This window comes from Thalassobaculum sp., from assembly GCF_040219215.1.
Lineage (GTDB): Bacteria > Pseudomonadota > Alphaproteobacteria > Thalassobaculales > Thalassobaculaceae > Thalassobaculum_A.
The window spans coordinates 29,277-41,716 of the sequence record NZ_JAVJSX010000028.1; the positions used below are offsets into that span (position 1 = coordinate 29,277).

Consider the following 12,440-nt stretch of genomic DNA (forward strand, 5'->3'; position numbering starts at 1 on the left):
CCCGGCATGGCGGGAACCGACTTCCACATCCTCTGCGGCTTTCTCGGCAGCGGCAAGACTACCCTGTTGCTCGACTTCCTGGCGCTTCCGGAGGCGGCCGACACTGCTGTCCTGGTCAATGATGTCGGCATGATCGACGTCGACGGCGTGGTGGTGGCCGGAGCGGCGAGCGGCATGCCGGTGGCCATGCTGGCCAACGGCTGCGTGTGCTGTTCGATCGGCAACGAACTGGTCGGAACCGTTCAGAACCTCCTGCACGACCGCAGTGAAACAGGCCTGCCGCCGTTTCGCCGAATGATCCTGGAGTGCAGCGGGCTGTCGCGGCCCGGGCCGATCATCCGGTCGCTGGCGGATCTCGGAGCGTTCGACTTCCGTGTGCGTGTTCTGGCGACCTTCGATGCCGGGCAGGGCGGCGATCACGCGGCGCATTTCGAGGAGGCCGCGGCGCAACTGGCCGCCGCCCAGTCGGTGGTCCTGACCAAGCTCGATCTTCCGGACGCGGCATCGGTGGCCGATGGGAGCGCGGCTGTCCAAGCACTCAACTCGCTGGCGGTGGTGGTGGCCGAGCCGGACCGGCCGGCGCGGGCGCGCGCAGCTTTCTCCAGCCGCAGCCCAGCGCCAGCGGCACCCGTTGTCCCCGCGGCCATCGGCGGGCTTCGCTCGATGCGCCATCCGCGTATCGGGGTATTTCTCGCCACCATACCGCCGGATCGCGATTGGGACGCCGTGACCCTGTGGATCGAAGATCTGGCCGCCCGCTGCGGCGACCGCCTGCTGCGGGTGAAAGGGCTGGTGGGTGTCGCAGGGATCGACGGCGCGGTGCTGGTTCAGGCGGTCGGCACGATCTTCAGCCCGCCGTTGCGGATGCCGGCTGGGGTGGGGGGAACGCCCGGGGCCGTGGTAGTGATCGTCCAGGATCTCAGTGCGACCGACTTGGACGAAGTGTGCGGACCCCACGGAGTGACGCTGGCGGAGACCTGAGCGTTATCCGATCGGTTCAGGCAACTCTGGCGAGATCAGGCCTTCCTCGCAGGCTTTGATCTGCAGGGCCAGGTACTTGGAGTAGATCCGGCACTGCGCCAGGCTGCCGGCAGTGAACCACAGCCCAGGCTGGGCGGTGCGCCGCCACATGTTGCGCAACTCGCCGCCGTCGTCGTAACCCCACACAGGCCCGATGCGGTCCGCGACGTCACTGTTCAGATTGGCGCGCACGACGTCCTGCTGGTTCTTGTAGCCGGTGGCCAGGACCAGCAGGTCGGCCGGCACTATGTCGCCGTTGCGCATCTGCGCGCCCTTCGGCCCGAACCGCTCGATATCGGCGTAATGGATCAGGCCAATGGTGCCGTCGACGATCAGGTCGGAGCAGCCGACGTTGAAGTAGTAGCCGCCGCCCCGCCGCAGGTACTTCATCTGAAAGCCGGTGTCGTCCTCGCCGAAATCGAGCCGGAAGCCGCGCTTGGTCAGCCCGTCGAGCAATGGCTTGTCGACCTCGCGCATCTCCGCGGTGGACAACTGGTAGGCGCGGATCAGTTCCGGATAGGGCATGGAGGTCGCCAAAAGATCGCAATCCTCCATCGGGATGCCTTCGGAGTAGATCGCGTAGACCTTCTGCGCTTCCTTCAAGCTGACGATGTAGGTCGCGCTGCGCTGGATCATGGTGACGTCGGCGCCGCTGGCTGCCAGGTCCTGGGCGACATCATGGGCGCTGTTGCCGGTTCCAAGCACCAGCGCCTTCCTGCCTTTCCAGTCGGCGCCGTCGGTATACCGGCCGGAGTGCATGGCGGTGCCGCCGAACGTGTCCAGGCCCGGGATGTCCGGATAGTGCGGGATGCTGCTGACCCCGGTTGCAAACACCACATGACGCGGGCGCATTGTCCGCTCGGTCCCGTCGGAGCGGCGCACGGTGACGGTCCAGTGCCTGGCGTTCTCATCATAGGAGCCGCCGACCAACTCGGTGCCGGTCCAGAAGTTGAGCTCCATTGCCTCGACATACGCCTCGAACCAGTTGGCCAGCATGTCCTTGGGGATGAACACCGGCCAGGTTGGTGGGAACGGCATATAGGGCAGATGGTTGACGTGCACTTCGTTGTGCAGCGTCAGGGAGTGATACCGCTTGCGCCAGTTGTCGCCGATCCGTTCCTGCCGGTCGATGATCAGTGTGTCGATCCCGGAATGGGTCAGGCGCGCCGCTGCCGATAGGCCGGCCTGCCCGCCACCGACCACCAGGACGGCCGGGTCGTGATCCGCATACGCACGGGCCCGATTGCGGTGGTCCAGCCAGTTTTCGCCGCCGAACTCGCGCGTGAAGGCTCCGAGGCGTCGGTGCTGGCTGGCCGGGCTGTCGTCAAGTCCGTCCAGCGCCTCCAGGGTCGTCGACAACGTCCAGGCCCGAACCTGGCCGGGCGCGTCCGCATCCGCCACGAGCCGAACAACGCCGAGGGCGGAGCCGAACGCGGTCTCGAACGCAAAGATCGTCTCGATCGCCTCGGTGCCGGCACGTCGCACGGATCGCGGCGCGGTGCGGTCCGCCGGCAGGCGAAAGTGGTTTGGCCGGGTGACCGCCAGGGTTCCAGCCAGCGCGTCGGCTATCGCCGACGCCCCGGTTACGGTTTGAATGTGCCAGGTGAACGCCAGAACGTCGCGCCAATGCCCGCCTGGTTGGAATAGAGCCGCCACTGCCGCGGAGTCCCGACGTGCCAAAGCATCGTCAAATGCCCTGAGCCAATGCGCTGCCAGATCCTGTGGTGCCGTCGATTGGCGCAGGTCGTAGTTCATCGTCGAGCCTTCTCCGGTATGCGGATGCAGACCACTGTACCCACGCCGGCGCTTCGGGAAAATGCGGGAACGGCGCCGCTTCGTGCGCCCTGAGCGATGGAACCATGCACAATCAGGTACGCTCGCCCAAAGCTCCGATACTCCCGCTGGGAGGGATGTCGATCGTGATCCCCGGGCAATTATATACTTGACGTACTAACCCGCCCTGCCCATATCGAGGGGGACAGGGGAGGAACGCATGTCAGAAGCCAAGTCCGGAAAGACCTACCTCGGCGTGATGTGCCGGGGCTGCCAGAACCCCATCCTGTTCGCCGAAGATCCTAGCGACGGGAGCGTTGCGGTTGCTGGTCCGGGGCGGCTTGAACTGACGTGCCAGTACTGCAGTCTGACCGAGACCTATCCAGCGGAAGCAGCTCAACATTTTCGGGCAGGCTCAGCGCATTAAGCCGCAGCACGATCCCTTCGGGGATGTAGAGAACATTGGGGCGCTCTGCCATGCTTGACCTCACAAATCCGATCTACACCGACGTTGACGCCGCCCGCGAGCACTTGGAGTCGATCCAGTGGCCCGAAGGCCCGATCTGCCCGCACTGCGGCTCCGTCGAGAACATCACCAAGCTTCAAGGCAAGAGCACCCGGCCGGGCGTCTACAAGTGCAACGCCTGCACCAAACCGTTCAGCGTGACGGTCGGCACGGTGTTCGAGCGTTCCAAGATCCCGCTGACCAAGTGGCTGCTGGCGACGCACTTGCTGGTGTCGTCCAAGAAGGGCATGTCGGCGCACCAGCTACACCGCATGCTCGGGGTCACGTACAAGACCGCATGGTTCATGGCGCATCGCATCCGCGAGGCGATGGCCGAGCGCACCGTGCCGCCGGGCGGTATGGGCGGGCCGAACAAGGTCGTGGAAGTCGACGAGACCTATGTCGGCGGCAAGGCGAAGAACCGCGCGTTCAAGGAGCCGCCGAAGAAGCACGCCGTCGTCGCCCTGGTGGAGCGCGACGGCAAGGTGCGCTCGATGCACATCACGAACGTCAACGCGAAGACCCTGCGCCCGATCCTGGTCACGCACATCAGCCGCAAGTCGATGCTGATGACGGACGAGTCTCCAGTCTATCCGAAGATCGGCCGCGAGTTCGCCAACCACGGCACCGTGAACCACTCAGCCGACGAGTACGTGCGGCTCGGCGGCTTCATGCACACCAACACCGCAGAAAACTACTTTTCGATCCTCAAGCGCGGCATCGTTGGTGTGTACCACCACGTCAGCGAGGCGCATCTTCACCGCTACGTCGCCGAGTTCGATTTCCGCTACAACAACCGCTCCAAGCACGGCGTCGAGGACGGCGACCGCGCCGTTGCGGCTCTCAAGGGCATCGGCGGCAAGCGCCTCACCTATCGGCGGACTGACGAAGCGCGAGCCTAAGGGGCGCGTGCTGCCGTTCGATGAGGTTCTGAGGCGCCTTCTCAGCAGGAATCGGGTAGACTGAAGAGGTCGGCGATGGAGGTTTCGGGCTCCACCGCCGCCAAGGCCGCCGCCGGGCTCAATCGGGCGCTTTCGCCGCCGCCGGGCGACATCGGGCGTTTCCGCCTCGTGCCGAGCGACATCGTGCACGCGAGTTGAGTGACTGATATCAGTCGGGCCATCAACAGCCCGTCGGCGGGCCTCGGAACACGAGGTCTCCCATGATCACCATCGTGATCAAGGTAGATGCCGCCGCACTGGTTCGCTTAGCGATCCTGGCGGCGCTTCTGCTCACCTGAGTTGGAGCGGGGGCCGCCGTCGCGGCCCCCGTCTTCGTTGAGAGCGATGCTGGCCCGGCCGGGGGCTTCTCTCCTACCCGCGGGGAAAGTCGCGGAAGCGACGAGCCTACCGACTTGGAAGGCGCAGGGTCAGCGGCCGATGCGACGGGCGAGCGTGGAAGGGACTCATCCCGCGCTACGCAGCGTGGCCCTTCACCCGGATTGACCGACCGCGAGGGACGGCGAATCTCCCCGCCAGAAGCGGAAGTAGTCTCGGACCCGCTGGGAGCGGCAGGGTCAATCTGCCTTCGTGTCTTTCGCCTGTCCAGCGTTCTTCGGCTTGTGCGGCTTCGGCGGGGTCTTCAACATGACCCGAAGCACCTCGTCGCGCTCGCGCTCGTCGGGGGCCTGCTGCTTGTCTGGCTTCTGGTCCATGGGTCTCAATATGGTGAATGACACGCGCCAAATCGAGCCGAAGTTACTTCAGCGCCTTGGCGCGCTTGTTGTCGTCAGCGGCAGGGTCGAAGGGCTCATCGGCGATTTGTTCGCCACGCTCATGAGGGGCGACCGTGGCCCCCTGTACCTGGTGACCGAGCGGATAGCGGTGTCCACCCTCATGGACTGGGTTCGCACGCTGCTCGCTATCCGAAGTGCGCCCCCGGCGATAGCCAAGGAGATCGGCGAGATCCTCGATGCTGCCAAGGCCTTTCAGGGTGAGCGCAATGCGCTCGTCCATGGGCGATGGGGCACCGACAAATCTGAGCCGGGCACCGTCATGGTCGCAACCATCGACCTCCAGCGCAGCGAAGTCATAGTGGACCGGCTGGTAACGGCGGCGGACCTCGATGAGTTGATTGCAGAGGCGCTGGCTGTCGAGCAGAGCCTCCTCAAGCTGCTTGCTCGACTGGTGCCCCGCGCATCCGGCAACTGATTGATCTTCCTTGGTCGGTCGCATCTAGGTACGTCACGTATATAATTGCCGATCCCCGGCGCGTTTATTTCCGGCCCAAGCATGACAGCCGGCAGTTTCACCGGCTAGTATCGATTCTATCAGGCAGAGATCTGCGTTGAAGTTCGCAAAATGTCGACCCGTAGACCATCGAGATTGGGTGTTTCTTTCATCGATCGGAAAATGGGATTGCCGTCTGATGAAGGAGAGACAGGTGATGATTTGTATGGCGTCTCTATAGGAATAGAACGAGTTCTTGGCCGTTGACGGTTGATGGGGAGGCTGTCTGTGCAGCAGCAGGTCAGCGAGGAGAGTGTACTGATCGGTTCCGATAGAAGTTCCAAAAGCATGCCGCTGATGATCGAGGCAATCGACGTCTCCAAGGTGTTTGGCGGTGGGGATTCCATGATCACCGCGCTGGATGCGGTGTCGATCGGAATCCGTGAAGGCGAGTTCTTCACGCTTCTCGGGCCATCGGGCTGCGGCAAGACCACGTTGCTGCGGATGATCGCCGGGTTCGAGCATCCGAGTTCCGGAGCGATCCTGCTGGACGGGTCCGACATTTCCCAACTGCCCCCGTACAGGCGCCCGGTAAACACGGTGTTTCAAAGCTATGCCCTGTTCCCGCACCTCACGGTCGCCCAGAACATAGCGTTCGGCCTGCAGATGCTCGACCGTCCAAAGGCCGAGATTTCCGAGACCGTGGACCGCATGCTGAGCATGGTGAAGATGGAGGCGATGAAGGACCGCCTGACCTCCCAGATCTCCGGCGGCCAGCAGCAGCGCGTGGCCCTCGCTCGGGCGCTCGCCCCCCAGCCGAAGGTGTTGCTGCTCGACGAGCCTCTGTCGGCCCTGGACCTGAAGCTCCGCAAGGAGATGCAGATCGAGCTGAAGCGGCTGCAGCACGAGACCGGCATTACCTTCGTGTTCGTCACCCACGATCAGGAAGAAGCTCTGACCATGTCGGACCGGATCGCGGTCATGAGCGAAGGGCACGTTCTGCAGGTCGGCAGTCCGCATGATATTTACGAGCGCCCGGCAAACCGGTTTGTCGCCGGTTTCATCGGCGAGACCAATACGCTGACCGCCGAGGTTCGATCCGCCACGGCGGACCGCGTCGGCTTGCGCCTGGGCAAGCGGCTGGAACTCGACGCTGAATTGCCGGCGGGGATGACACCGCAGGAGACGGTGACGCTGGTTGTTCGACCGGAGCACGTGCGGCTGACCTCCGACACGTCAGGATCGAGCCTGCCCGGGTCGATCAGCAACGTCGTCTACCTGGGCACCGACACGCACTATCATGTGCGGCTCGACAGCGGTGACGAACTGGTGGCCCGGGTCCAGAACGGCTCCGCGTCCGACCTGCAGTTTGGCGTCGGTCAGACCGTCGACGTGGCGTTCGCGCCGTCGGCTGTTCGCGTGCTCAGGGACTGAGATGACAGCCGCCGATCCAACACGACAGATTCGGCCGACATATTCTCCCTCTCCGGGCGAGGTGGCGAGCCGTGCGGCCGAAGTTCGGCGCAACTGGCTGCTGTCCGCGCCGGCGCTGACTTTGTTGTTCCTGGCGGCGTCCGGCCCGCTCCTGGTCGTCATTCTCTATTCGGTGCTGACGCCGGGTGAATACAGCGGTGTCGTTTGGGAGCTGTCTGGCGACGCCTGGTACCGGGTGATCCTCCACCGCGACATCTTCGACGACACGGTCAGTCTGGCGGACGCTCATCTGCGGATCTTCTGGCGTTCGGCCAAACTGTCGCTGCTGACCACCTTCGTCGCTCTGATCATCGGGTTCCCGACAGCGTATTTCGTGGCGACCCGACCGCCGCAGCAACGCACGCTCTGGCTGTTCCTGATCACCATCCCGTTCTGGACCAACCTGCTGATCCGGACGTTCGCGATCATGGAAGTGATCCGCAACGAGGGGATCGTGAACAGCACGCTGATGTCGCTTGGGATGATCGAGACCCCGATCCAGTTGCTCTACACCGACACCGCGGTGCTGATCGGCATGGTGTACGTGTACCTGCCGCTGATGGTGTTGCCGCTTTACGCGTCGATGGAGCGGCTGGACTTCCGATTGGTCGAAGCAGCCTACGACCTCTACGCGACGCGGATCCAGGTGCTCCGGCGCGTGATCATCCCCCTGGTGAAGCCCGGAATCATTGCAGGCTCGATCCTGGTGTTCATACCGTCGCTCGGTGCCTACGTGACGCCCAGGGTGCTTGGCGGCGGCAAGAACATGATGCTCGGCAACCTGATCGAGTTGCAGTTCGGCCAGGGGCGCAACTGGCCGCTTGGCGCGGCTTTGTCGCTGACCTTGCTCGTCATCGTGATGATCGCGCTGATGGTGTACGTGCGCAACGTCAACCGGAGCGAGAGCCGTGGCTGAACAAGCACGCCGCCACCCGTTCTCGGTTCGCCGGATTCCCGGCTTCACGGCGATTGCCTTCCTGTGCTTCGTCCTTCTGTACGCGCCGATCGTCACCCTGGTGATCTACTCGTTCAACGCCGGGGAATCCGTCGCACTTTGGGAGGGCTTCTCCTGGCGATGGTACGCGAGCGCCTGGGACAACATACAGGTTCAGGAGGCGACGGTTCGGTCGCTGGTCATTGCCACGCTGGCGTCGGGGATCGCCACCGTGGTTGCGACGATGGCGGCGATCGGAACCACCCGTACCGGAGCGTTCCCCGGCCGGCTCGCCATATACGCCATCATCAACCAGCCGCTGATGGTGCCGGAGATCGTGACGGCGGTCGCCCTGCTGATCGTGTTTGCGATGATCAAGGTGGCGACCGGCTACAGCGGGCTTGCCTACCTGGTGGCGGCGCACGCGGCCTTCTGCGTGCCGTTCGCCTACCTGCCTATCCGCGCGCGGCTGGAAGGGATGGATCTCGCCTACGAAACCGCGGCGGCCGACCTGTACGCCACGCCGTGGCGGACGTTCCGCTTTGTCACCCTGCCGCTGATGACGCCGGGCATCGTTGCAGGGGCGATGCTTGCTTTCGTCGTATCGCTCGACGACGTCGTCATAACGGAGTTCGTGAAGTCCGCGGGTCAGGACACGCTGCCGACCTATATGCTTGGGCAGCTTCGACGCGCGGTTACGCCGGAAGTGAATGCTATCTCCACGGCACTGCTCGCGGTGACCGTTCTGCTGGTCTCGGCGTTTTTTGTGCTGAGCCGGCAACGGAGGTAGACTGGTTACTACAAGAAAACAAAAACGGAGGCTCAACATGTCTTGGAAGCTCGGTGGCGCTCTCTCGGCGCTTGTTCTTTTAGCTTCGGCCGGATCGGGGATGGCTGAAGGTGAGTTGAATATCTATAATTGGGGTAACTACACCAACCCTGAACTGATCAAGAAGTTTGAAGAGACGCATAAAGTCAAGGTCACGATTACCGATTATGATTCGAATACGACGGCACTGACGAAGGTCAAGGCTGGTGGACATGGCTTTGACATCGTGGTGCCGTCCGCCAACTACGTGCCGATTTTCATCAAGGAAGGGCTGTTGCTCGAAACCCGGCCCGACCAGATGCCGAACTTCAAGAACGTCGACAAGAAGTGGGTCGATGTTTCGTGGGACCCGGGCCGTCACTACACGGTTCCGTGGCAGTGGGGTACGACCGGCGTCGCCGTGAACACCAGCGCCTATGCCGGCGACCCGAACACTTCGGCGATTTTCCTGGATCCGCCTAAGGAGTTGGTCGGTCAAGTGAATGTCGTGCCGGAAATGGCCGACGTGATGGCGTTGACGATCATGTATGCCGGCGGCAAGCCGTGCACCGACGACAAGGATCTGCTTCGCAAGGTTCGCGACATCCTGACCGCGGCCAAGCCGAAGTGGCGGTCGATGGACTACGGCATGACCGAGAAGCTGTCGAACTCGGACGTGGTGGCAACGGTGAACTGGAACGGTTCCACCTTCCGGGCCCGTCTGAAGAACCCGAAGGTCGTTTACGGCTATCCGAAGGAAGGCTATCCGGTCTGGATGGACTCCGTCGCTGTGCTGGCCGATGCCAAGAACGTCGAGAACGCCAAGCTGTTCCAGAACTTCATCATGGATCCGGAGAATGCCGCGCTGATCTCGGCTTTCGCCCGGTATGCCAACGGCATTGCCGGTTCGGACAAGTTCATGCCCGAGGAGATGAAGACTGCGCCGGAGATCGTGGTGCCTGATGCTTACAAGGCGGCCGGCACGTTCCTGCCGACGTGCCCGAAGGCGACCCAGGATCTCTACACGGCGATCTGGACCGAACTGCAGAAGTAAGCGCCCATCAGGGGCGGCCGATGCGAGCCCTCGCCAACGCGAGGGCTCGTTTCTGTTTGTGCAATCAGGCGGCCGGGCGGCCGACGATCGGTTCCTCTGATCGGTACAGGCAGTCGAGGCGAGGACAGAGCCGGCAGGACGGTCCGACCGGAACGATGGCGGGACTGGGGCCGTTGAGGTCGAGGCCGTCGGCGTACACCGTCTGGTCGGCATGGATCACGTCGCAGGCCAGCATCACCGCGTACGGAACGGACGGTTCGTGGAAGGTTGCCGGCTGTTTCACCACCGTTCCGGCAACGAACAGATAGCGGGCGTTGTCTGGGAACTGGACGACATGGCGCAGCACTCGGCCGGGAGTCTGGAAGGCCCCGTAGATTGCCCACAACGGGCAGCCATGCCCGTGTCGCGGTAACGGCAGCCCCGGCAAGGGAAAGCGCTTGGTGGTAAACCCGGCGGGGTTTGCGCGCAGGAACCCGAACGGGACCCCCTCCTGGCCGGGGCGTCGCAGCGCGACCAGTCGGTGGGCGATCTGTTCGAAGCTCGCGTTGTAGCGCTGGCGAAGCACTTCGATGTCATAGCGAACCTCGACCGCGTCGTTGCGAAACCGCTCGTAGGGCAGGATCAGTGCGCTCGCGACGTAGGAGGCGAATGCCCGGAACGCCTGCGCCTGCGACGACGGCGACGTCAGCAGTGGGTCCTTAGTCTCGGCCTCGATGGCGTCGCGGGCGCCAAGCTCCGCCGCGAGCCGGGCCATCTGGAACTGCCGGGTCGGGATCGACGCATGGTCCAGGAACACCAGGGTACGGGTATCCGGATCGTAGGTGCACAGGTTGCGGAACCGGATGCCGCCCGTGTTCGTCGGGGCCTGGCTGGTGACCGTGACCTGGTGTACCTGTTTCAGATAGTCGGCGAGCGCGCTCAGCGGCACATCGCCGTGGCCGCGTACCCGACGTGCCAGGTCGTCGGCAGCCTGCTCGAGACCCGGAAAATGGTTGCCGCGTTCGATGATGACGTCATCGACCTCTTCGGCTGCGGTCACCGACCGCGTGCGGGTGTGCGGCTTGTCGAAGAAGGTTGCCAGGGCCTGAACGACATCGGAAAGCTGTGCGCTTTCGGTCGACACTATGTGGTTGAACCGGCGGCGGCGGTCCGGCTCCAGGTCGTCGTTGGCGTCGAGAATCTCCGAGGCCGACCGCACCGCCGTCACGTGGGTCAGAATCTGGTGCACCGCGTCGGCCAGGGCTGGATCCTGGTTCAGGCGGTCGCTGAGCGCCGATGCCGTTTGCGCCTGGTCGCGGTAGGCGCGCCAGCATGTCAGGAGTGCATTCACCCAGCCTGGATGCCGGCCGATCAACTCGCCGGTGGACCTCTGGTCGAGCCCGAGGTCGCGCAGCATCGGTTCCGCCGCCAACTCCTCCAGGTCATCGACCATCCGCTGCTCGGCACGGCCGGTCAGCGTCTCGGGGTCGAGGTCGAGCAGTTCGGTGATCCGCCGCAGGATTGAGCCTGCAATGGCGCGCTTGTTGGCTTCGATCAGGTTCAGATAGGACGGCGAGATGCCGACCTGCTTGGCGACGCCTGCCTGCGTCAGGCCGAGCTGCCGTCGCCTCTCGCGGATCCGGTAGCCGGTGAGTTGACGGGCCATCGGTGGGGAGCTCCGACCGGGTTCTGATGCGACGGGTTGTCACATCTTGACACTTGAGTGAATATTAACGAACGATTATTGACAAAATATCTGCTATTTTTCAAGTAGTTATTGATACTATTTTCAACACGGCTACCCTGCCTTCGATAGAGCGCGCGATCAAGATGCCCCGTGAATGCGAGGGCGCGTGGCGTACGGCTCATCGAGAGGGAGGATCCACATGACCATCTTCGACAAGAATGTGAACCGTCGCCGACTGCTCCAGGGTGGCGTTGCGGTGACAGCCGGCCTGGCGGCACCGAATTTCTTCATCAAGGGCGCATGGGCTGAGGAATTCCGCAACAACCCGGGCAGCGCCAAGAGCGTGAAGTTCGGCTTCAACGTTCCGCAGACCGGCGCCTATGCCGATGAAGGTGCGGACGAACTGCGGGCGTACCAGTTGGCGGTCAAGCACCTCAACGGCGAGGGCGACGGCGGCCTGATGAACACCATGACCCCGCTCTCGTTGAAGGGGAACGGTGTCCTTGGCAAGAAAATCGAGTACGTCACGGGCGACACCCAGACCAAGTCGGATGCGGCGCGGGCCTCCGCGAAGCGCATGATCGAAAAGGACGGCGTCATCATGTTCTCGGGCGGTTCGTCGTCCGGCGTGGCGGTCGCCGTCCAGTCGCTTGCCCAGGAGATGGGCGTCATCTTCATGTGCGGCCTGACACACTCCAACGACACCACCGGCAAGGACAAGAAGCGCTACGGCTTCCGGCACTTCTTCAACGCCTACATGTCCGGCGCAGCGCTCGGTCCGGTGCTGAAGGAGAACATGGGCACCGATCGCAACGCCTATCACTTGACCGCCGACTACACCTGGGGATGGACCCAGGAGGAGTCGATCAAGAACACCACCGAGGCATTGGGCTGGAACACCGTCAAGGCGGTGCGCACCCCGCTGGGCGCCGGCGACTTCTCGCAGTACATCACGCCGGTGCTCAATTCCGGCGCCGACGTGCTGATCCTGAACCACTACGGCAAGGACATGGTCAATTCCTTGACCCAGGCGGTTCAG

Annotated in this window: 12 protein-coding genes; 9 read left to right on the forward strand and 3 right to left on the reverse strand. The window is 63.5% G+C overall.

Annotated features, from left to right (window positions below; genetic code table 11):
• Positions 1 to 6 precede the first annotated feature (6 nt).
• Positions 7 to 981 carry a CobW family GTP-binding protein gene (locus tag RIC54_RS19695; protein ID WP_350095680.1) on the forward strand — a complete coding sequence of 325 codons (975 nt, stop codon included), beginning with the start codon at positions 7 to 9 and terminating at the stop codon, positions 979 to 981.
• A gap of 3 nt (positions 982 to 984) precedes the next feature.
• Here the strand turns inward: RIC54_RS19695 and RIC54_RS19700 are convergent, their stop codons facing one another.
• Positions 985 to 2,775, reverse strand: coding sequence for a flavin-containing monooxygenase (locus RIC54_RS19700; RefSeq protein WP_350095678.1), 1,791 nt, complete (start codon positions 2,773 to 2,775; stop codon positions 985 to 987).
• 495 nt (positions 2,776 to 3,270) lie between these two features.
• On the opposite strand from RIC54_RS19700, the gene RIC54_RS19705 reads away from it, so the two are divergent.
• Together RIC54_RS19705 and RIC54_RS19710 are read left to right on the forward strand one after the other, a co-directional pair.
• Complete coding sequence (locus tag RIC54_RS19705) at positions 3,271 to 4,200, forward strand: IS1595 family transposase (protein WP_350095676.1); 930 nt, start codon at positions 3,271 to 3,273, stop codon at positions 4,198 to 4,200.
• Between the two features lie 75 nt (positions 4,201 to 4,275).
• Positions 4,276 to 4,398 carry a hypothetical protein gene (locus tag RIC54_RS19710; RefSeq protein ID WP_350095674.1) on the forward strand — a complete coding sequence of 41 codons (123 nt, stop codon included), beginning with the start codon at positions 4,276 to 4,278 and terminating at the stop codon, positions 4,396 to 4,398.
• A 416-nt stretch (positions 4,399 to 4,814) separates the two neighbouring features.
• Here the strand turns inward: RIC54_RS19710 and RIC54_RS19715 are convergent, their stop codons facing one another.
• Entirely contained in the window at positions 4,815 to 4,952 is a 138-nt protein-coding gene (locus tag RIC54_RS19715; protein ID WP_350095672.1) for a hypothetical protein, read from the reverse strand.
• Between the two features lie 10 nt (positions 4,953 to 4,962).
• On the opposite strand from RIC54_RS19715, the gene RIC54_RS19720 reads away from it, so the two are divergent.
• From RIC54_RS19720 to RIC54_RS19740, 5 genes are all read left to right on the forward strand, one after another.
• Entirely contained in the window at positions 4,963 to 5,448 is a 486-nt protein-coding gene (locus tag RIC54_RS19720) for a hypothetical protein (RefSeq protein WP_350095670.1), read from the forward strand.
• Positions 5,449 to 5,754: 306 nt separating this feature from the next.
• Positions 5,755 to 6,900, forward strand: coding sequence for an ABC transporter ATP-binding protein (locus RIC54_RS19725; RefSeq protein ID WP_350095668.1), 1,146 nt, complete (start codon positions 5,755 to 5,757; stop codon positions 6,898 to 6,900).
• A 61-nt stretch (positions 6,901 to 6,961) separates the two neighbouring features.
• Entirely contained in the window at positions 6,962 to 7,855 is an 894-nt protein-coding gene (locus tag RIC54_RS19730) for an ABC transporter permease (protein ID WP_350095666.1), read from the forward strand.
• The gene (locus tag RIC54_RS19735; protein WP_350095664.1) at positions 7,848 to 8,663 is read left to right on the forward strand and encodes an ABC transporter permease; all 816 of its coding nucleotides are present in this window, start codon (positions 7,848 to 7,850) and stop codon (positions 8,661 to 8,663) included. The genes RIC54_RS19730 and RIC54_RS19735 overlap by 8 nt, the downstream gene beginning before the upstream one ends.
• A 37-nt stretch (positions 8,664 to 8,700) precedes the next feature.
• Positions 8,701 to 9,735 carry an extracellular solute-binding protein gene (locus tag RIC54_RS19740; protein ID WP_350151350.1) on the forward strand — a complete coding sequence of 345 codons (1,035 nt, stop codon included), beginning with the start codon at positions 8,701 to 8,703 and terminating at the stop codon, positions 9,733 to 9,735.
• Positions 9,736 to 9,799: 64 nt separating this feature from the next.
• On the opposite strand, the gene RIC54_RS19745 is transcribed toward RIC54_RS19740, so the two are convergent.
• Complete coding sequence (locus tag RIC54_RS19745; protein WP_350095660.1) at positions 9,800 to 11,380, reverse strand: helix-turn-helix domain-containing protein; 1,581 nt, start codon at positions 11,378 to 11,380, stop codon at positions 9,800 to 9,802.
• A gap of 220 nt (positions 11,381 to 11,600) precedes the next feature.
• Here RIC54_RS19745 and RIC54_RS19750 point away from each other — a divergent pair.
• Positions 11,601 to 12,440: ABC transporter substrate-binding protein (locus tag RIC54_RS19750; protein ID WP_350151352.1), on the forward strand; the 840-nt coding region annotated here is incomplete at its 3' end.